Consider the following 21,154-nt stretch of genomic DNA (forward strand, 5'->3'; position numbering starts at 1 on the left):
TTATGAAACGATTCGCCACCGGGCTTTTTATTCGGATTTCCATTATTCTGGTTACCTGTCTGCTGATCGCGTATGCCTGGTGGACGGTTCCGGCCAGCCGGTCGCTGCTGGTGGGGGTGGGTATTATTTTATTGACGATTCAAACGGCCAACCTGCACCGCTATATCACCAGCCTGAATCGCAAGCTAACCCGGTTTATGGAGTCGGTACGGTATTCGGATTTTGCCGTGGCCTTCAAAGCCGATAGTGAGTTGGGGCCCAGTTTTAAGGAGTTGAACCAGCAGTTCAACGAAGTGCTGGAAGCTTTCCGGCAGGCGCGGGCCGAGAAAGAAGCGAATCTGCATTACCTCAACACCATCGTTCAGCAGGTGAGCGTTGGGTTGATTTCGTTCGATATGGCCGGCAACGTCGAGATGACGAACCAAGCCGCTTTGCGTTTGCTGGGCATTTACCGGCTTCGCAATCTTTCTGATTTACAGTCGGTTCATGCCGGTTTATACGATATTCTGACCGGAACCCCCAGCAGTACACCCGCCATTTACCAGACCAGCTTCGAGCAGGAGCTATCGGTGCGCTGTGCGACGGTCAGCCTGCGGGGCCGTCCGGTCACGGTGGCGTCGATTCAGAACATTCGCTCCGAACTGCAGCAGAAGGAACTGGAAGCGTGGCAGAACCTGACCAAGGTACTGCGGCACGAAATTATGAATTCGGTCACGCCGATTGTTTCGCTGGTCGGCACCATGCAGCAGATTGTCAATACGGAACTGGCCGGGGCGGATACCGAAGCGGTCAATGACCTGCGCGAAGCCCTGACGACCATTGAACACCGGGGGCGTGGCATCATGCGGTTTGTGGATGCCTATCGTAATTTCACGGCCATTCCGCAACCACGACTGGCCGAAATCTCCGTCGAGAACCTGTTGAAAAATGTCATTGCGCTGGTACAAACGGAGTTGCAGCAGCGGCATATTATTTTGCAGGCTCCTCCCGTGCCGTCGTATCTGATGATTTTTGCCGATGCCGGGCAAATTGAAATGGTGTTGATCAACCTGATCAAGAACGCGATGGAAAGTCTGGACGGACACCGAAAGCCGAAACTCCGGCTGGAAGTCAAATCGCAGGACAACCGGCTGATGATTTACGTTTCCGACAACGGGCCGGGCATTGAACCGGAAGCCATCGAGAAGATTTTTATCCCCTTTTACACTACTAAAAAAACCGGTTCAGGCATCGGTTTAAGCCTTTCCCGGCAGATTATGCAGCTTCACAACGGGCAATTAAAAGTGACCTCCACACCCGGACAAGGCAGCACGTTTTCGATGATTTTCTGATTAACTCACTATCCCGCTCGTCAAGTTCTCCGTATTGGTATTATATTTGCTTTTGCAAGCATGTATAATTGCTGGTTTTATAGTATTTTCTAGTTTATAATCTATCCTGTTCGGCATGTAAAACTACTATCCACTTTTGTATGATATTAGCGATAAACTATTGCAGAATTTACCTCTTACCCACGTTTGAAAGATTCATCAATACGAGAATTGAGAGCCAAATTATAAAAATCAGTTACGTATTACTTCTTTTAATTTTGACGTTTCCGTATCTGGATTTCGTCCATATGCCAAGTGCCGGAATCGATAATTCATGGCGTATTGCTTTAGAGCTTAGCCAGGAAAAAAAACTGATCTGGGGGCAGGATATTATTTATACATATGGGCCGCTGGGTCGCTGGCTACAGCGATACACGATTACAACCGGCCGGTTGGAGCTTTTGGCAGTTGATCTTTTCTTCGCGGTTAATTTGGCCGTTTTGCTTTACAATATGTTGCCTAATCCGCTCAGAATGTGGAATTTGGGTGTCTATTTCATTCTATGGGCCCTGATCAGCAGCATGTATGGGGAATGGGTGCATTTCCTGTGGTTTTATTCAGTAATTTACTGGGGTGTTCGCTATGCCTACCGGCCGACGCAGGGTTTGCTCTACTACCTATTGGTCCTCTCCACCGTAAATTTTTTCATGAAGGCCAATTATGGCATTCTCAGTCTGGGTTTTGTTGTTTCATTGTTGATTTATGTTTACTTGAGCAAACAAAAAACAGGACATTGGTTTCTTTATCAGGTAGCGATTCTGCTTGCGTTATTGATGACGGGAGCTCATTTTTTGCACACCGATTTAGTGAATTACTTTATTTCCAGCCTGCATATAATCAGCGGTTATAATGAATCGCAAGCTATTTATCCGGATAACAGGCTCAGGCTCGTGCTGCTTTCATATGGAATGTACGTCCTGCAAATCGCAACCACCTTACTTTATTTTTATACCCTGGCGACATCCGCTTACAAGCCTAAAAGCAACCCTTATGCTGCTTTATTCAGTCTGGTATGGTTGCTGATCATTTCATTTGTACTCCTGAAATATGCATTCACCCGAGCCGATAGCGGCCACTTAACGGTTTATATCAAGCAATCAAGCATATTACTGGTGCTGATTATCGTTTCCGCAAAAGAAGACTGGATCCGGAAAACATTCTTTGTCTATTTACTCCTGAATAGCAGTTTTTATCTTGTTTTTTATGTGCCGGTTTTTGGAAAAATGTCGGTTAATTATACGACGATGTTTACCCAGAAAGTATACATCCTGCATCATTATTTTCAGTCGGCATTAACGGAAAAGTATCCCGTTCCCAGGGCCACACTCCCCGCCCGGATTCGTCAAAAGATCGGGAATCAGACGGCGGATCGGATCCCCAATGAAATTTCAGAAGTTTATTTTAACGGATTGAACTACAATCCCCGCCCGGTTATTCAATCCTATCAGGCTTACAACTGGTATCTCGATACGAAGAATCGGGAGAAGTATCTTTCCAAAACCGCTCCCGACTGGATTATCTACTCCTACGAAAGTATCGACGGGAAATACCCGCTTGCGGATGAGACGCAAACGCTGTTGGCGGTTTTGCAACGATACCGTGTAGCCGATGAGGCCAATGGTTGCCTTTTTCTGAAAAAAACGGATGATATCCGGCCGCTGCAACTTGTCAGAAAAGAAACCATCCGGCTGCGGATGGGTGAAACATTGCGTCTTTCGGAAAAAGACTCCCTGTTGCATGTCATTTATACCAAAATCCACTATTCCCTGTATGGAAAAATCCTGAATGTCCTTTTTCAGCCTCCGCAACTGACCATGACCATTGGGGCAGAAAATAACCCGGCCGTTACCTACCGGGCGGTGCCGGTGTTATTGGAGAAAGGGATGGTGGTGAACGCCCGGGTCGATCATCTGGCTGACGCCAAAGAGTTTCTGGAAACGACACAGGTTCGTAATAAACGGGTGACGTCTATTATATTTAATGAGAAAATCCGGTGGAAATCCGGGTTCGACGCAGCCATTGAGGTGACCTTACAGTCGTACAGGCTGCGATAACCGTTTTCAGGGGTGGTGACAACATACAGTCCAGGCTGCCCGGTAAACTGGATCAACCCCGCGCCCAGAAAATAAAATCGGTCAGCGGAGCCTGGTCGAGTTGCGGGCGAATCAACTGGACAATCTGCCCGCGGTGGTAGGCGGCATGATGACTCAACTGCGTCAGAATGTCGATCAGGGGGCTTTTGAATGGCTGACCGGTTGAGGTAGTATACGAAATAACCCGGTTCAGGCTGTCGTCTGATTCATTTGCCAGGACGGTTTTCAAGCGCAGGAAATTCCGGTCGGACGTTTCCCCCATCCAGGCAATTGGAATGTCTTCCCAAATGGCGACGTAACTGATCTCTCCCGTCACCCGCGATAGCCAGATTTGCTGGGCCGACAGAATATGCCCCATCAATTGCACCGCCCGAAGCGGAGGGCTGGCCACGCTGTCAAGCGCATCGATCACGGTTCGGTTGGCCCACTGCTCGTAGTCAACCAGGCGAATCAGGTAGTTTTTCATCCGAAGCCAGGCGTTTTAACGCATTAGTCAAGACAAAAATACGAAATGGATCTTTTTACGGCGTCATCAGGATACTCGCCAGATTGGACGTCGGTCCCCGCCGAATCGCTTCGTACAACGCATCGGCGATGCTGGTCCGGATGTTCAATGTAATGAGCTTGGTATGGCTGCGGCTCGGATAAACCCGGTTCGACATGAACACGTAGGAAGTGTTGTATTGCGGGTCGACCCAGATAAAAGGTCCGGTAAAACCGGAGTGACCGAAGCTCTGTGGACTGGCGTATTTAGGTGCGTTTCCTGAGTATTTGAACGTCGGCTTGTCGAAGCCCAGGCCGCGCCGACTCCCTTTTTCCGGGAATTGATAGCGCGTAAATTCCGTAATGGTGGCCGGACTAATAAACTGCTTTCCACCGTAGTAGCCCTTCTGCAAATACATCTGGACCAGTTTCATCAAGTCGTTGGACGAACCGAACAAACCGGCATGGCCCGAAACACCGCCCAGCATGGCGGCTCCTTCGTCGTGTACGCGACCCCAAACCAGCGTTTTGCGAAACACCGAATCGTATTCCGTCGGCACCATGCGCGGCAGGGGATAAAACCGCAGTGGATTGAACGTCAGCGTGGTAGCGCCCAGAGGTTCGTAAATGTTCTGTTTTAGATAGTCTTCAAAGGGCTGGTGCGTCATTTTTTCAACAATCTGCGGATACAGAATAAACGACAGATCGCTGTAGACGTAGTCTTTTTTGGCACTGACCGGAGAGTCGCGAATCGTCTCGAAAATGGTTTTCCGGTATTTTCGGTGCATGAACAGATTATCCGTAATCTCAACTTTATACGGGCCGTGTTTTTCGTCGTCAAACGTATGGTCTTTCCAGGTACCGTCGGGATTTTTGGTAGCGGTCCAGAAAGCAATGGATGCCTTTAAACCCGCCTGGTGGGCCAAAACGTCCCGCCAGACCAGATTGGCTTTGTTCGAATGTTTGAAATCCGGCAGGTAGTCACCCATGGTTTTGTTCAAATCGAATTTCCCTTCGTCTACCAGCCGCATCAGTGCCAGCGTGGAGGTGCTGATTTTGGTTACGGAGGCCAGATCGAACAAATCGTCTTCTTTCGTCGGGGTCAATCCTTCATAAGTATGCGTTCCGTAGGCTTTCCGAAAAATTACTTTACCGTCTTTCGCCATTTCCACGACACAACCCGGTGTTGCTTTTTGCTCCATTGCCACTTTGACCAGCGAGTCGATCTTTGCCGTCAGGAAATACGAATCGACGCCGACCTCCTCCGGAATGGTGTATTTCAACCGGGCAATGGCGGGCGTGGTGATACCGTCGTTCAGTTTGAATTGCGGGTTAACCGTTACCGGCAGCTTGCCTTTCGCCGGAATGGCTCCAAAAATGAGCTGAGCGGCCAGTTCTTCCGTGAATTGGGTGAGCTGGTAGGCCATAATCAGGCCTTTGGCCTTGTCCAGTCCTTCAAATTTGTCCAGCGCATAGGGGTTGCCAAAAACCGAGACGACGGCTTTGCCGGTTTCGCACAATTCTTTCAACAGCGCGACGGTTTTGGGCGTAACCCCATATTGCACCGCCGGGCGAATATTGCTTAGATGTACGCCTACCAGTAGCAAATCGTACTGTTTCAAGTCGTTCCGAATCCGCTCAATGGTGGTATCCGCCGTCGTAGCTGCCAGGTTGAAATGATCGATGGCGGTATAATTGGCGAGCATTTTCTGAAAATAGGTTTCGTTCGGGGCATCGAGCGAAACAGAGGCAATCCGTTTGGTACCCAGATTCAATACCGGAATGATGGGCTCACCAGACGGTTCTTTGTCGTTTTTCAGAACCGTCAGGGATTCTTCCGTCAGCAGTCGATTGATCAGATTGGATTCAGGTTCGTTCAACTCCCGAACGAGGTTCATCAGGTTGACGGGTTTGTACCGATCCAGTCCGGCCCAGGCTTTGGCCGCCAGTACTTTGCGGCAGCGGGCGTCGACGTCCGTTTGCAATAGCCGCCCGTCGGCAATGGCTTGTTTGATCTCCGCAATGGCGCGCGGAATGTCGAGGGTGTATTCCAGCACATCCATACCCGCTTCGATGCCCATCCGGTCGGCAATACCGGACGGAAAATATTTCGTAACGCCTTTCATGTTCATGGCGTCGGAAAAAACCAGACCGCCAAAACCGAGTTCGTTTTTCAGCAAATCGGAAACCACCCGGCGCGAAAGCGTGCTGGGCAGGTTGGGCGTGGAGTCCAGCGCCGGGATGTTCAGGTGGGCAATCATGACACCGGAAGCCCCCGCGTCGATCAGTTTCCGAAACGGATACAGTTCCAACTCGTCCAGTTGCTGGCGGTTTTTCGAGATCAGTGGCAGGTCGTAGTGCGAATCCGTACCGGTATCGCCGTGGCCGGGAAAGTGTTTCAGCGAAGTCAGCAAGCCGTTGTCCTGCATCCCTTTCATGTAAGCCAACGCCTTGCGGGCCACCGATTCTTTGTCTTCGCCAAACGAACGGAAGTTGATAACCGGGTTGTTGGGGTTATTGTTGACATCGGCTACCGGGGCAAAATTGATGTGAATGCCCATCCGCTTGCTTTGGCGGGCCACGGCGGCACCCATTTTATAGATCAAATCGTCGCGTTCCTGAATGGCCCCCAGCGTCATCTGATACGGAAACCGTACGGTGCTGTCGAGCCGCATACCCAATCCCCACTCGCCGTCGATGGCAATGAGCATCGGGACTTTTACGACGGTTTGCAGCCGGTTGACCAGCCGCGCCTGCCGGATCGGACCGCCCTGGAAGAAAACCGCTCCGCCAATCTGGTACGTTTGAATCAGTGCCATCAGCGAATCTTCGTAGCCTTTGCTGCGGTTGGAAAAACCGGCTACCATGATCAATTGGGCAATCCGCTGGTCGGGTGTCAGGGCGTTAAAAACCGAGTCGACCCAGCGCGGATTTGCTTTCAGAAAGGATGGAACCGTCTGGGAATGAGCGGACTGAAATGAAACTAAAAAACAGAGCGTACAAGCCAGCAAACGTAAGCGGACGGAGAAAAGCATAAGCGATGGATTCCTGTTGATACAACGGTTCAGCAAAAGTAACAAAATCAGGGGCTAAATTTGCTCAAATGCCTGTTTCAAATCCGCAATCAGTACGTCCGGTTCTTCAAGACTTGTTGCCCGCCGATTGCGCCACGATGGCCGGCGTCCGAAAAATGCCCACGCCAATGACGAGGCTGACGACGATCATCGCCATGTCGAAAACGGAGCGCTTCGGTTGAATCATGGGGCGGTTATTTGCTGCGGTTGTTGCGAGTCGTCTGCGCCTTTTGCGCCTGTTCCCGTTCGTATTCCTGGCGGTGGCGTTTTTCGGCCGAGAGGTTGCGGTATAACCCGTTCAGGACATAGATGTCGTCTACTTCGTCGATAAGCAGGTGCAACTGTTCGCGTATTTCGTTGATATTCATGCTTTTATTTCGCTAGCCCCCGGATTGCATCCGGGGTTATCCAAATGTAACCCCTTCGGGATTAGAGACTCACTATAGAATAGATAAATGGATGTTTACGAATCGGTATAACGCTACGGCATTCGTTTTGTCACGTTACTCAGTGAAAAAAGAAGTACCCCAGCGCAATGCCGGCGATGACGCCGGCGGCATCGGCAATCAGGCCGGCGACGATGGCGTACCGGGTTTTCTTGATGCCGACCGACCCGAAATACAACGCGACGATGTAAAACGTCGTATCGGCAGCCCCCTGAAAAATGCAGGACAACCGGCCCACAAACGAATCCGGGCCAAACTCCTTCATGGCGTCGATCATCAACGCCCGCGATGCGCTGCCGCTCAGGGGCCGCATGAGTGCGACGGGTAAGGCATCCGTGAAATCCGTGTTGACGCCCGTCAGGCCGATCAGGTATTTCATCCCGTCCACGATGTAGGTCATTGCTCCGGAATTCCGCAGCGCACTGATGGCAACCAGCATCCCGACCAGGTATGGAATGATCCGGATCGAAGTTTCAAAACCGCCTTTGGCACCCTCAATAAACGTGTCGAAAATATCGACCTTCTTCCGCATCGCACCGAGCAGAAACGCTACGATGATCACGAACAGAATGACGTTGCCGACGACTTTCGAAATCTGCTCGATTTCCTCTTTTGGCAGCGAGGACAAATACCACAACGCAAGCGCGAGAAAAGCCGTGATGCCGCCCAGCCAGCCCATCACCAGCCCGTTGAACAGGTTGATCCGTTGTTTCAGGGCCACCAGAAACATACTGAAAACCGTGGCCACATACGTACCGATCAGACAGGGAATGAAAATGTCGGACGGGTCTTTGGCCCCCAGAATGGCCCGTTGCGCCATGATCCCGAGCGGAACGATGGTCAGCCCGGAGGTGTGCAGCACCAGAAACATGATCTGGGCATTGGAAGCAGTTTCCTTCTCCGGGTTCAGTTCCTGCAGACTCTGCATGGCTTTCAGACCGAAGGGCGTGGCGGCATTGTCGAGGCCGAGCATATTGGCCGAAAAGTTCATGATCATCTGCCCGTTGGCGGGGTGGTTTTTCGGCACTTCCGGGAAGAGTTTGTTGAAAAACGGGCCGATGATGCGCGCCAGAAAATTGATGGCCCCGGCTTTTTCACCAATGTTGAGCAGACCCAGAAAAAAGGTCATCACGCCCGCCAGGGGCAGGGCAATGTCCATCACCGCCGTTTTGGAGGAATCGAACAGCCCCTCGACAATGACTTTGAAAATCTCGGTATCGCCCAGAAAAATCAGTTTAAAGAGCGCAATCAGAAAGGCAATCAGGAAAAAAGCTACCCAGATGTAGTTGAGGGCCATGTTTACACGTTGTTCATGGCAAAATAGGTGGTTTTTCGTTATTTCGCAACGAATTAACGCTGGTTCCCTCTGATGTTCTCTGATTAACTCTGAGAAACAGTTAAAAGAGTTGTATCGCAGAGTTAAGCAGAGAACATCAGAGTTGATCAGAGATTCTATAATGAGAAACCTCGCTTTGTTTCTTTTGTTGTTTCCCCGGATTCTTCTCGCTCAGGGGAAACTGGAGCTAGCCATGATTCGGCAGGGATTGGTTGATATTCAGGCAATTGACCGGACGGTTTTGGTCGAGTTGAAGTATTCTACTACTGATAATTTTGTGGGGAAAGACGTCTATGGCGATTTGACGCGGGCGTATTTGCAACCGATGGCGGCTCAAAAACTGGCGAAAGCCAGCAAACTTCTTCAGCAAAAACACCCCGATTTTCGTTTGCTGGTCTACGATGCTACCCGCCCCCGCTCAGCGCAGTGGGATTTGTGGAATACGCTGAGCCACCTGCCGCCGACCGAACGGGGGAAGTACGTTTCCAACCCGCGCAACGGCTCGGTTCATAATTACGGTTGCGCCGTCGATCTGACGCTGGCGACCAAAGCCGGAAAACCGCTCGATATGGGAACAAAATTCGATTACTTCGGCGAATTGGGACATCCCGATAAAGAACTCCAGATGCTGAAACAGGGGAAACTGACCCAGAAACAGGTGGAAAACCGGCGGCTGTTGCGCTCGGTGATGCGAACGGCAGGCTTCTCGTCTCTGAAAACCGAGTGGTGGCACTTCAACGCGCTATCCCGTGCCGACGCCAAAAAGGTGTATAAGATTGTTGAATGAGCCGGAAACCGGAGCGGCTAAACGCTGACCCGCCAGGTTTTGATCAGTCCGTGCATATCGTTCATCAGCAGCAGTTCGAAAAGCTTCACCGTTGCGGCCGCGTCGCCGTCGGCGCGGTGGCGGTTTTTGACCGGAATTTCGAGCGAACGACACAATTTACCGAGGCTATACGAGGGCAATCCCGGAAAAATCCGGCGGCTGAGTTGCACGGTGCAGAGCCGGTGACGCTCAAAGGGCAGGCCAATCCAGGCAAATTCTTTTTTCAGAAAACCATAGTCGAATGGTGCATTGTGGGCCACAAAAACCGCTCCTTCCGTTACCCGCGCAATGTGGTGAGCAACGTCGGCAAAGTCGGGTGCTTCCTGCACCATCTCGTCCGAAATACCGGTCATGCGGGCAATAAAGGGCGGAATGGGGCAGTGAGGGTTCAAAAGCGAATGAAAGCTATCGACTACCTCAACACCATCATACCGAAAAATGGCCACCTCTGTCAGACGGGTTTGTCCACCGATTCCCCCCGTCGTTTCTACGTCAACAATTGAAAACATCGTTTCGCAAGATACACTATTTTCTTTTTTCAGTAAGATTTTGGGGAAGGATGCCCGAAAATAAGGTTGCAGAAGTAGGACGTCGCGAAAGGGACTCCGTAACGCTAACCAACCTGTCATGAATCGTCGCGAAGCACTTGCCTCTCTCGGGCTGTTGACCACCAGCCTGAGCACACCTGAACTCACCGAAACTTACCGGCGAAAACGCGTGCTGCGGGTGGCGCATCTCACCGACATCCACATGATGCCCCGTGCCAATGCCGAAGTTGCGCTGGCGAAATGTTTGCACCGCCTGCAGTCGATGAAAGACCGCCCGGCGTTTATTCTGAACGGGGGCGACACGATTATGGACGCCCTGTCGCGGGATAAAAACACGGTGCGGAAACAGTGGAACGTCTGGAACCGGATCATCAAAGCGGAAAATTCACTGCCCATTCATGCCTGCATCGGCAATCACGATGTCTGGGGCTATAACGGTTCCCAAAAAGATCCGCTCTACGGCAAAGCGTGGGCTGTGGAGCAGTTGGGGCTCACCAACCGGTATTACAGTTTCGACCACAGCGGCTGGCATTTTGTGGTGCTGGACAGCACCCAGCCCCGACCCGAAGGCGGCTGGTATATGGCCCGGCTTGACGACCAGCAACGCGACTGGCTGGAAAAAGATCTGCGGAAAACCGATGCGAAAAAACCGGTGCTCATTTTGTCGCACATTCCCATTCTGTCGGCGTCGGTGCTTTCCAACCAGCGGGTGCAGAAAAACGGCCGTCGGGAAATTTCGGGCGGTTTGCTGCACACCGACGCAGCGGATTTGATCCAGTTGTTTCACAAACGTTCCAATGTAAAAGTCTGTCTGAGCGGCCACACGCACCTGCTCGATCGGGTCGACTACAACGGTGTGACGTACCTCTGTAACGGTGCACTTTCCGGCGACTGGTGGGACAAATCGACCTATCACGAAACCCGCGCCGGTTACGCCCTCATCGACTTGTTCGACGACGGCTGGGTCGAGCGGACGTATGTGGCGTATTGAAAAATAAGAGATTAAATAAACTGTAATTTTTAAGCAAATAATGAGAGTTTATGCTTTGACTACGTACCATCTAAGTGCCATCGGCACGACATGTTTGTAGCAATAACGATTATCTTACTACTCCCGCGTGCCTTTGGGTACGCAATCAGCAGTGGCGGTTGCGTACCCAAAGGCACGCGGGAGGACTGGGGTCCTTTTTTGCTACAAACATCCGTCCGCTATGCGGCCCAAAATCACATAATTTGCGTTGGTTTTAATTGTGATTTATTTCCAAATAGTTTTCATTAAATCATAACCTAGTGGGTCAAACAATTGCAAATCGGTACGAGTAAATGGGAAATAGTCGTTAGTTCCAAAGTATGCTTCTGTCAATTCTGAAAAATATTCCCTTTCGTTTGTAATTGCATATGCTTCTTTCATGGAATAATTACCATTCCCTTCATGGTAATGTACTAAATTGTATATGCCCTCTTCTTTGACACATTTGTAAGCCATTTTAATCACTCTGTTATCAAATCCAAGTATTAAGTCATGATAGGCATGAGCCAATTCATGTAATACCATATTAGGTTGATTTAGCTCAACCCAATAAATAAAATTTTGTATGTTATTTATTTCAATACTTTTTACTTTGTATTTTGAGATGCCATTATTTATCAGATAATTGATGTCGATATGATACCACATGGCACCATCTTCTTTAGTCTTCCATTCAATCCATATCGGGACTTTCTGTAGGATTGGTAAGATGTTAGGTTCAAGTTTATTGCTAATTTCTCTAAGTTTAGAATCTAGCAATTCAATTGCTATTGAAGTAGCTTTCTCTTGAATAGTATTTTGATTTAATCTTATATCAAAACCTGAAAGTTTTAAAAAATTATACATGATAAAATAGATTGGTCTCCATTTATGAAAACAATTTAAACTCATGATAATACCATAGTATACTGCAAGGGTATCTTCTTGTTAATTCTTCTCCAATTTCTTCAATTCCTTCTGAATATACGCTTTCGACAGCCAGTTGGTCCCGATCATCACGCCTTCGATGTTTTTGGTTTGGCTGATGTCTTTCAGCGGGTTGCCGCTGAGCAAGACCAGATCCGACACATTACCGGTTTTGATGACGCCCGAATCCGGTTTTTTGAAGTACGAAGCCACATTGACGGTTCCGGTGCGCAGGGTTTCGTAGGGCGTCAACCCGGCTCCGACGAGGAACTTCATTTCGTGGTGAATCGAAAAACCGGGTACGTTGAAAACCTGGGGGGCATCGGAACCCAGCAGAATATCGACGCCATTTTTCTGGCATTCGTACAGGATTTTCCGGCGCATCTGAATGTACTTTTCTGCGCGTTCTTTCGTGAATTTTGGGTTGTTATTGTAGTTGTTTTTGGTCCTCGTCCAGTTCTGAATTTCCTCCGGTTTCATGTACTTCATTTCGGGATCTTTTGTGAATTCTTCCGCCGGGAGGGGCGAGAGCCAACGTTCGGCCAGGGCTTCGGTCGGAACCACGCGGATGTTCTGGTCGTGCAAGCCTTTCACCAGTTTCGGAATCAGCGCCGGATCAGCACGGTAGCCAATCCAGGAGCCGAACAAACCGGTTTCCTGCTCCACCAGCGTGTCGGAACCGGGCGTAATGGCTTCCATAAAACTATCTAAATGGTCGATGGAAGAATAGCCCGCATCGATCGCCATCCACGCCCCGACGTTGAACGAAACGTGGCCGACAAACGGAATGCCGACTTCCTTAGCGGTTTTGGCAATGGCCGGAAACGTCTCTTTGGTCAAACCGGGGTGGAGTTTCAGGAAATCGTATCCGGCGGCTTTCTGGTCGCGCACCATTTTGGCCCCCTGCTCCGCCGACTTCACGGTTTGCCCACTGAACGACGGCCCGGAAGCGTAAAAATGCGGCCCCAGAATGTCACCGCTGTTGATTTTGCTGCGGAGTTCGAGATGTCGGGGGTGGCCCAACATCCCGCGAATGGTTGTAATGCCGTTGGCCAGGTAGAGTATCAGCACTTCCTTCATTGGCTCGATGTCGTCGATGGGCGGCACGTGGGCGTGAATTTCGGCCCAGCCGGGCGTCAGGTATTTTCCTTTGGCATCGACCACCTGGGCGTCTTTGCTGTATTTTACTTTTCCTTCTGCGCCCATGGCCGTAATCCGGCCATTTTTTACGACAACGGTCTGGTTTTCCAGAACCCGCTCCTGATCCATCGGAATGACATTCACCGATTTGAAGACAATTTCTTTCTGGCGATTGCTGACCAGTTCCTGCGCAAAAACCGATGGCGTCAGGAGAACGATGAGAAACGATAGGAGGGTGCGCATGATCTGACCGGGTTTGGAATAGCTGGATAGGGAACACTGACCGATGAGTAACCGATCCGGCGTTTAAAGTACAAAAGCGTTCGGAGATTTTCATAAATCGCCAAACGCTTTTGTACTTTAAACGCCGGATTTAGTGGGAATAAACTGTCAGGCCGTTGCCTTTTCCGCTTCAAAACCTGTTGAAACCGTAACTTCTTTCCAGGTTTCCAGGTCGTTTTGAACTGCATTGATTTTTTGGTACGCCAGATCATACGCGTCCTGACCCAAAAACAAATGCAGGGGCGGATTGGCTTCCGACGCGATGCGAATCAGGGCCGCGACGGCTTTTTCGGGATCTCCAGGCTGATTCCCGTTGATCTGACTCTGGTGGGCCTGCTGCGAATTCCGAACCTCCTGGTAGGCATCGATCTGGTTTTTGGGAACGCCTAGTGAATCGGACGTCAGAAAATCCGTACGGAAATAACCGGGTTCGACCACGGTCACGTTGATGCCCAGTGGTTTGGCTTCGGCTGCGAGGGATTCCGAAAACCCTTCGACGGCAAACTTGGTGGCGCAGTAAATCCCGAAACCGGGGAAGGCACCCGTAAAACCGCCAATGGAGGAGATGTTAATGATGTGTCCCGATTTCTGTTCGCGCAAGTAGGGAAGTGCTTTCCGAATGACGTTCAGGGAACCGAACACGTTGACGTCAAAATTTTCGCGGGATTCCTCGTCGGTCAGTTCTTCGATGCTGCCGAGCAAACCGTAGCCGGCATTGTTGACCACTACATCGATCTGACCAAAATGATCGACGGTTTTCTGAATTGCTTCGGCCACACTGGACTCGGTTTTCAGATCGACCGCCAGAGGCAGAAAACGGTCATCGGTCGCGCCAACGGCCCGGCGCAGATCGTCCAGATTCCGGGAGGTAGCGGAAACCCGATACCCGGTGTTTATCAATTGTTTTACCAGCGAAAGGCCCAGTCCTTTGGAGGCTCCGGTAACAAACCATACTTTTTGTGTGCTCATCATTTTGTTTGTTTTATGATGCAGCAAAAGTAGGCCGGATTGGCAGGCCGGGCATTGCGGTTTTCAAACTGATCCTTGCAAAATTCAAACCGTGCGAAAGGCCGAGGGCGTCAGGTGGGTGTGTTTTTTGAAAAAGTTGTTGAAATGGGCCGGTTCTTCAAAACCGAGGGTGTAGCTGATTTCGGAAATGTTCCAGTCGGTGTGCTTCAGTAACGCTTTGGCTTCACTGGCCAGCCGCTCGGCAATGTGGTCGGTGGTGGTTTTGCCGGTGGTTTCGCGGATGGAGCGGTTGAGGTGGTTGACGTGTACGGCAAGCTGGTCGGCAAAATCCTTCGCCGACCGCATCCGGAACCGTTGCGAAGGCGATTCGATGGGAAACTGACGTTCGAGTAATTCCGTGAAAACGGCGGTAATCCGGGATTTCGCATCCGTATGCTGGTAGAGTGTTTCGGAGGGCTGCATTTTCAGCGCATAATGCACCAGCTCCGTTACGTAGTTTCGCAGCAGATCGTATTTGTAGAGGTAATCCGAATTGATTTCCGCAAGCATTTTTTCGAACAACTGGCTCACTTGCTGATCCTGAATGTCGTTCAGAACGTAGGCCGGTTTGCCGCCGATGGCATACATCGGCAGCTCGTTCAGGTTGCCCCTAATTTTTTCGGTAAAAAACGCTTCCTTAAAAATGCAGAAAAAACCGCTGGTATCCTCCGACAACGATTCCCAACTGTAGGGTACCTGTGGGTTGAAAAACATCAGCGTCGTTCCGTTGATTTCCAAGCTTTTATCCGCGTAATGATACACGTTCCGGCCCCGGATCAGGGTGACTTTGTAAAAATCCCGGCGGCTGTACTGGACCGGTTCTTTGCCCTCTCCGATGCAATCTTCCAGCCGGAAAACATTGAAATGTCCTCTGTCCTGTTGCAGGTTATTGGGCAGCCAGTTGAACTTGATCTGGTAAAAATCTTCGAGCGATTCCGGTTTTGACATAGTGCGAAGTTACAAAATTCAAACCAGGTTTCTCAATCAAGAGCATTACTTTCGTTATTCCCTAATCTGCAGACGGTGTCGGTACCGTCTGCAGATTAGGGAATAACTATCATTGACAGCTATATTCGTAGTCTGTGAATCCTTGAACAAAGCTTTCTCCTCCTGATATAACTTTCGTTATCATCCTTTTTACGCGCCCGTCATTATCAAATAAATATTTGTATTCGATATGAGAGGTTTCGGTAGAGGTAGACTCTTTTACCAAAAGATTACGGTTTTCTTTGCCAAAAAATGGGAGAGGATTTGGTAAATTCGGCCGGGATAAATCATATTCATAGACAGTGGATGCACCAGCAAATTCTTTTTTAATCGTATTACCATTTTTAATCGTGTATTTGATACTTTCACCTGAGGAATTTTTGCGCTCGACCACATATCCGTTTTCGTCATAGGTTGGAGTTGATGCTACAAATGCTCCATATTCAAAACTTGTATTGGTTACAAGCCCTTGGTTATTCAAGGTATGAGTCGTCAATATATCATTGCTACGCTTAAAAGCGGTCTCCCTTGTATTTATTTGGTTGGGTAGATATTCATAGTACGTTGTGTATTTATCACTAGGGGTATTATCTTCTGTTTTTAGAACTTTTCCATTAGCATCGTATTCATAGATAAGATCATAAGGAGAGCCTCCTATTGCATACGTTTTGCCGTCTTCAACCGTAATTTCCCTCACAATGAATGGCTTTCCTGCATCATAGATGGTAGCCGCGTAATGCAGATCTCCCACTTTTATGTCTTCACCTGGCAGGAGCTTCGCGGCATTGTTGCGGCTCACCACGGAAAGACGGCAATTCTGATAAACCGAAGAAGGTTGCAAATGATCTTGCACCGTACAGGAAATAAACAAAAGAATAAAGCTTGCCACCAGCAGGCAGGATTGAGTAAAAAGTTTCATCGTAATCTTGGAAATGGGTGTATGGTAGACGAAATGACAATTCTTCGGTAAAGACACCCAAAATGCGTAGAACGTTGGAAATGTATTGAAAAAAATAATGCATAAAAAAAGCAATGTTATTAGTACGCTGGAAAATTAAATAACTAACATCGTTTTTTGTTCTTTTTCCGGGGAAAATGATCTTGGTTTGAGAAATCCCGCAGAGCACTATCGCCGATTGAAAATCGGTGTTTTTTACAATTTAATTGGTTTCAGGAGTAGAAACGTTGCCCTTCACATTTTCTCAAAAAACACCCATCGTTTCCCCATGAAACAACTCCGTATCTTTATTCTGACGGTTTTTCTGGCCACCGGCGTTGCCCTCCGCGCCCAAACCATCTGGACCGAAACCGCGCCCGGCGTCTGGAAATTGGCCGTTGGCAAGCCGGAAGCCTACAACCTGCTCACGGCAGCCGGTGTTCAGCCCAATCGGCCTGCGCTCGAAAAATTGGGCAAAACCGCTTTCCCGTTGCCCAAAGACGACATTTCCGTCCGGGTTGTGGATGGAAAAACCTATCTGCGGTTTCCGCTGGAACGCGGGGAGCAGTTGTACGGTTTTGGCCTGAATTTCCAGACGGTTCACCAACGCGGCAAAATTCTTACCCTGCACATGGATCATTATGGCAACCGCGACAATGGCCGAACCCACTCGCCCACACCGTTTTACGTTTCGTCGAATGGCTACGGGGTTTTCATCAATTCGGCCCGGTACATTACCGTATATGCCGGTTCAGGGGTTCGACAGGATAGTAAAAATCCGCCCCAGGCCCAGGACCGGAACACCGACAAAGACTGGTCGGCGCACCCGTATTCCGATGCGGTTGAACTGCTGGTTCCGGCCGAGGGGGTTGAGGTCTACGTATTTGGCGGACCCAAGCCGATGGAAGTGGTGCAGCGGTTTAACCTGTTCAACGGGGGCGGTTGCCTGCCCCCGCGCTGGGGCCTGGGGTTTACACAGCGTGTTCACCGGCTCTACACCGCCGATAGCGTCCGGAAAGAAGCTGCCGAGTTTGAAGCCAGGCAGTATCCGCTGGATTTCATCGGGTTGGAACCCGGCTGGCAGAGCAAATCGTATCCCTGCACCTTCGAGTGGGACAAAACCCGGTTTCCCGATCCGGCCGGTTTTGTAAAAGACATGCTGACCAAAAATGTCCGGATTAACCTCTGGACCAACCCCTACGTTTCGCCCGACGCGTCGATTTACGCGCAGATCAAACCGTTTACCGGCTCACACACGGTTTGGGTGGGGGCCGTGCCCGATCTGACGATTCCGCAGGCGCGGGCTATCTACTGGCGTCAGTTTGATAAGGATCACGTGGGCATTGGTGTGAGCGGTTACAAGATCGATGAGGTCGATGGCAACGATTCGTGGTTGTGGCCCGATGTGGCCACGTTTCCGTCGGGGATCAGTGCCGAGCAGATGCGGCAGACCTACGGTTTGCTGGTGCAGAAACAAAGTACGGACCTGTACCATGCCCGCAACACCCGAACCTACGGACTGGTGCGGGCGTCCAACGCGGGCGGTTCGTCGTTTCCGTACGTGATTTATAACGACAATTACAGCCACCAGGATTTCATTACGGGCCTGATCAACAGCGGTTTTGCCGGGGTGTTGTGGACACCGGAAGTTCGTGCGTCTAAAACCAGCGAAGAATGGTTGCGCCGGTTTCAGTCGGTTTGTTTTTCGCCGATGGCGATGATCAACGCCTGGGCTGATGGCACCAAACCGTGGTCGTTTCCGGATGTGGCCGGGCAGGTGAAAGCCGTGGCCCAACTGCGGATGCAGATGATGCCGTACTGGTACACCGAATTTGCCAAGTACCACTTTGAAGGCACTCCGCCATTCCGGGCATTGAACCTGGAAGACGGTTTTATCGAGAAGGTAGAAAAGCAAACCGCCGTGACGAACCTGGGCGAAAATCCGTACCAGGAAGCCAGTACGAAGGAAATTAAGGACCAGTATATGGCGGGCGATCAGTTGCTGGTGGCACCGATGTTTACGGGGCAGACGTCGCGGAAGGTGATTTTACCGAAGGGCAACTGGTATGATTTCTACACCGGGCGGTTTGCCGGGGCCGGTGAGGTGATTACGGTGACGCCGGGCCTGGACAAGATTCCGGTTTTCGTAAAAGATGGCGGCATTATTCCGATGATGCCCCCGCTCTTGCACGCGCCCAAACCGGGTCAGAAAGTTGATCTGGAAATCCGTCATTACGGCGAAAAATCGGCTCAATACCGACTCTACGACGACGATGGCGAAACGTTCGATTACGAAAAAGGCCAGTTTAGCTGGCGACTGATTGAGGTTGAAAAGCAGAAAAACGGCGCGCTGAAAGGCCGGCTGTCGGCGGCTGAAAAAGGAAAACCGGATACGGTGGGGAAGGTGACGTGGCGGTTTATGACGAATTGAGCGACAACGCAGGCCATGGGGTTTTAGACAACCAAAAAGCCGAATCCATTCGGGATCGGCTTTCGGTTGGGTTGGATATAGCTAGTTTCCAAGGCATTAATTAACAGCTACAAAGCGGGGAGTAGCAACGGGCTGCTGAGTGGCCAGCGTCAGCGCTTGAGAAGTGGTTTCAACTCCGTTGCTGATTTCCACCTGGTATACGCCGTCGGGCAAGGCACTGACGTCCAGGCTCAGACGGGCCGCCTGCCGGCGTTTGGCAACTTGCTGAACGAAGACCTCTTTCCCCGCCTTGTCGACCAGCCGTACCACAACGGTGCCAGCGGTTTCTTTCTTGACGGCGATCTGGAGTTTACCGGCCAGATTGGTATACATGCTGCTCTGAAAAGCGGCAGCATTTTTAGGTTTAGCAACCGGTTTGCCGGGTTCAGCCTGAGAAACGGCGAAGGTGGTCAGGCTTAAAGTGGCGGCAACGAGCAGGGATTTGACGAGCGTTTTCATGATGTATCAAGTTTGAATTGGGATGTCCGTTTTGGATGATTCAAAGGTCGACATCCGGCCGCCAAATGGCTGTCACAAATGAGTCAATCCCTGCTACTTTTGGGAAACACGATACTTTCCTGCTTTTATTTTAGGTGGTTTAACTTTTTGCTTTGTCCGCCATTCACCAAATGGTTCCCCTTTCTGACCACCGGATTGGCGATCGCTCTGCTGGTTTGTACCCGGACACCGACGCGGGCTCAGCTTTACACGGTCTGCGTGAAAGAATACGGTCTTTCAGGTCACCTGTCGCCAGACGGTTTGACGGATGTGAATAGTCGGCTTGTCAGTCAGGTTCAGATTGATAAGGCTGGCAGGATTGAGCGACTGGTGTTTGAGGTGAGCTTCCGGCCTGCAGTTTTTGCGCGCTTGGAGTAGATCACGCCCTGTTTCGGTGAAGATTCTCGAACCGCGACCTATTATCCCGCAGCGGTTTGGAGGGAAATGAGGCTTCGACCAACCTTTTTTAGCCGTTTAAGTCATCAGAATCATCCAATAATCAATACACCTCCATCTCCGGCTGCACATCGCGCGCCCAACTGTTGATGCCACCCTGAAGGTTCATGAGGTTGGTAAAATTGAATTCTTTTTGCAGGTAATCGACCACGTACTGACTGCGGATACCGTGGTGACAATACACCACCACCGGGCGGTCGACGGGGATGCGCTTGATGTTGTTGGCGATGATGTTGACCGGAATCAATACCGCATTGTCGAGGTGACAAATGTTGTATTCGGGCCGCTCGCGGACGTCCAGCAGGAAAATGTCTTCGTCCTGCGCCAGTCGCTCGGCCAGTTCGGTGGCCGTGATGGTTTTGCGAACGTCGGTTTTGACGGCAACCCGCTGGCCCTCTTCCCAGGCGTTTTGGGCCGCAGCTTCGGCATCGAGCCGACGGCGAACCCGAATTTTCTGGAACGACATCGCCAGCAAATCCACCATCAGCAGTTCTTCGTTCAGCAGATGGCCGATACCGGTGATGAGCTTGATGACTTCATTGGCTTGATAGGTGCCAATAACCCCCGGCAAAACGCCCATGACGCCGGTTTCAGCACAATTCGGAATTTCCATCTGATTCGGAAATTCCGGGAACAGACACCGGTAGGTGGGGCCGCGCCGAACTTCTTCGGGTTGAACTTCGGATGCTGCCAGCCGGGCATTCAACACCGCTACCTGGCCTTCGAAACGGTGAATGGCACCGTAGATAAACGGTTTCTCCTGCATCACGCAGACATCGTTGACCAGATAACGAACGGTAAAATTATCGGTGCAATCCACCACCAAATCATACTCCTCGATGAGCGAACGCGCATTGGAACGGTCGAGGGCATACGCATAGGAGTTGAAGCTGATTTCCGGATTGATTTTTTTGAGTGAATTTACGGCAATCGTGGCTTTGGGTTTACCTACCTGCTCGGTCGTATACAGAACCTGCCGTTGCAGGTTGCTGATGGCAACCGTGTCCGGGTCGATGACCCCAATCGTGCCGACTCCGGCCGCCGTCAAATACAACAATACCGGGCAACCCAACCCGCCTGCGCCCACAACCAGCACACGGGCCTGTTGTAATTTTAGTTGGCCTTCCACGCCAATTTCGGGAAGATTCAGGTGTTTTTCGTAACGGGCGTATTCTGCAGGTCGGAGCATAGTCGATTTGTTGTTGAGTTACCGCACTACATTTTAAACGAAAAAGCAATTCGATTTACATTTTGCGTTCATAAT

The 21,154-nt window shown here is 50.5% G+C and carries 18 protein-coding genes; 6 read left to right on the forward strand and 12 right to left on the reverse strand.

Features of this window, described 5'->3' with window-relative positions; all coding sequences use genetic code 11:
• The first annotated feature begins 2 nt into the window (after positions 1–2).
• Positions 3–1,331, forward strand: coding sequence for a sensor histidine kinase (locus ACS5NO_RS05145; RefSeq protein ID WP_114403932.1), 1,329 nt, complete (start codon positions 3–5; stop codon positions 1,329–1,331).
• A gap of 929 nt (positions 1,332–2,260) precedes the next feature.
• Positions 2,261–3,424, forward strand: a complete 1,164-nt coding sequence (locus tag ACS5NO_RS05150; RefSeq protein ID WP_439414147.1) for a hypothetical protein — start codon at positions 2,261–2,263, stop codon at positions 3,422–3,424.
• A 52-nt stretch (positions 3,425–3,476) separates the two neighbouring features.
• Here ACS5NO_RS05150 and ACS5NO_RS05155 read toward each other — a convergent pair whose 3' ends face one another.
• The 4 genes from ACS5NO_RS05155 to ACS5NO_RS05170 form a co-directional block, all read right to left on the reverse strand.
• Complete coding sequence (locus ACS5NO_RS05155; RefSeq protein ID WP_439414148.1) at positions 3,477–3,929, reverse strand: DinB family protein; 453 nt, start codon at positions 3,927–3,929, stop codon at positions 3,477–3,479.
• A 55-nt stretch (positions 3,930–3,984) separates the two neighbouring features.
• Positions 3,985–6,981: a serine hydrolase domain-containing protein gene (locus ACS5NO_RS05160; RefSeq protein ID WP_439414149.1), complete on the reverse strand. Its 2,997-nt coding sequence runs from the start codon at positions 6,979–6,981 to the stop codon at positions 3,985–3,987.
• A gap of 233 nt (positions 6,982–7,214) precedes the next feature.
• Complete coding sequence (locus ACS5NO_RS05165; RefSeq protein WP_439414150.1) at positions 7,215–7,388, reverse strand: hypothetical protein; 174 nt, start codon at positions 7,386–7,388, stop codon at positions 7,215–7,217.
• A gap of 139 nt (positions 7,389–7,527) precedes the next feature.
• A complete protein-coding gene (locus ACS5NO_RS05170; protein ID WP_439414151.1) occupies positions 7,528–8,763 on the reverse strand; it encodes a nucleoside recognition domain-containing protein in 1,236 nt (411 codons plus the stop codon).
• Positions 8,764–8,923: 160 nt separating this feature from the next.
• On the opposite strand from ACS5NO_RS05170, the gene ACS5NO_RS05175 reads away from it, so the two are divergent.
• On the forward strand, positions 8,924–9,589 hold the full coding sequence (locus tag ACS5NO_RS05175; RefSeq protein WP_439414152.1) for a M15 family metallopeptidase: 666 nt from the start codon (positions 8,924–8,926) through the stop codon (positions 9,587–9,589).
• 17 nt (positions 9,590–9,606) lie between these two features.
• Here the strand turns inward: ACS5NO_RS05175 and ACS5NO_RS05180 are convergent, their stop codons facing one another.
• Entirely contained in the window at positions 9,607–10,137 is a 531-nt protein-coding gene (locus ACS5NO_RS05180) for a 3'-5' exonuclease (RefSeq protein WP_114403925.1), read from the reverse strand.
• Positions 10,138–10,255: 118 nt separating this feature from the next.
• Here ACS5NO_RS05180 and ACS5NO_RS05185 point away from each other — a divergent pair, with 118 nt between their 5' ends.
• Positions 10,256–11,167: a metallophosphoesterase family protein gene (locus ACS5NO_RS05185; RefSeq protein ID WP_439414153.1), complete on the forward strand. Its 912-nt coding sequence runs from the start codon at positions 10,256–10,258 to the stop codon at positions 11,165–11,167.
• 264 nt (positions 11,168–11,431) lie between these two features.
• On the opposite strand, the gene ACS5NO_RS05190 is transcribed toward ACS5NO_RS05185, so the two are convergent.
• The 5 genes from ACS5NO_RS05190 to ACS5NO_RS05210 all read right to left on the reverse strand — a co-directional run bounded on the left by ACS5NO_RS05190 (position 11,432) and on the right by ACS5NO_RS05210 (position 16,448).
• Positions 11,432–12,052 carry a hypothetical protein gene (locus ACS5NO_RS05190; RefSeq protein ID WP_439414154.1) on the reverse strand — a complete coding sequence of 207 codons (621 nt, stop codon included), beginning with the start codon at positions 12,050–12,052 and terminating at the stop codon, positions 11,432–11,434.
• Positions 12,053–12,133: 81 nt separating this feature from the next.
• Entirely contained in the window at positions 12,134–13,495 is a 1,362-nt protein-coding gene (locus tag ACS5NO_RS05195; RefSeq protein ID WP_439414155.1) for an amidohydrolase family protein, read from the reverse strand.
• Between the two features lie 147 nt (positions 13,496–13,642).
• Positions 13,643–14,503, reverse strand: a complete 861-nt coding sequence (locus ACS5NO_RS05200) for an oxidoreductase (protein ID WP_439414156.1) — start codon at positions 14,501–14,503, stop codon at positions 13,643–13,645.
• 84 nt (positions 14,504–14,587) lie between these two features.
• Positions 14,588–15,490: a helix-turn-helix domain-containing protein gene (locus ACS5NO_RS05205; protein WP_439414157.1), complete on the reverse strand. Its 903-nt coding sequence runs from the start codon at positions 15,488–15,490 to the stop codon at positions 14,588–14,590.
• Between the two features lie 109 nt (positions 15,491–15,599).
• Positions 15,600–16,448 (reverse strand): hypothetical protein, encoded by an 849-nt coding sequence (locus ACS5NO_RS05210; RefSeq protein ID WP_439414158.1) that lies wholly within the window; start codon positions 16,446–16,448, stop codon positions 15,600–15,602.
• Between the two features lie 307 nt (positions 16,449–16,755).
• Between ACS5NO_RS05210 and ACS5NO_RS05215 the strand changes: the two genes are divergently transcribed.
• Positions 16,756–18,897, forward strand: coding sequence for a glycoside hydrolase family 31 protein (locus tag ACS5NO_RS05215; protein WP_439414159.1), 2,142 nt, complete (start codon positions 16,756–16,758; stop codon positions 18,895–18,897).
• Between the two features lie 96 nt (positions 18,898–18,993).
• Here ACS5NO_RS05215 and ACS5NO_RS05220 read toward each other — a convergent pair whose 3' ends face one another.
• Positions 18,994–19,395 carry a T9SS type A sorting domain-containing protein gene (locus ACS5NO_RS05220; protein ID WP_439414160.1) on the reverse strand — a complete coding sequence of 134 codons (402 nt, stop codon included), beginning with the start codon at positions 19,393–19,395 and terminating at the stop codon, positions 18,994–18,996.
• A gap of 195 nt (positions 19,396–19,590) precedes the next feature.
• Here ACS5NO_RS05220 and ACS5NO_RS05225 point away from each other — a divergent pair, with 195 nt between their 5' ends.
• The gene (locus ACS5NO_RS05225) at positions 19,591–19,812 is read left to right on the forward strand and encodes a hypothetical protein (protein ID WP_439414161.1); all 222 of its coding nucleotides are present in this window, start codon (positions 19,591–19,593) and stop codon (positions 19,810–19,812) included.
• A 121-nt stretch (positions 19,813–19,933) separates the two neighbouring features.
• Here the strand turns inward: ACS5NO_RS05225 and moeB are convergent, their stop codons facing one another.
• Entirely contained in the window at positions 19,934–21,079 is a 1,146-nt protein-coding gene (moeB, locus tag ACS5NO_RS05230) for a molybdopterin-synthase adenylyltransferase MoeB (protein ID WP_439414162.1), read from the reverse strand.
• Between the last annotated feature and the right edge of the window lie 75 nt (positions 21,080–21,154).

The organism is Larkinella fluvii (genome assembly GCF_051857545.1).
GTDB lineage: Bacteria > Bacteroidota > Bacteroidia > Cytophagales > Spirosomataceae > Larkinella.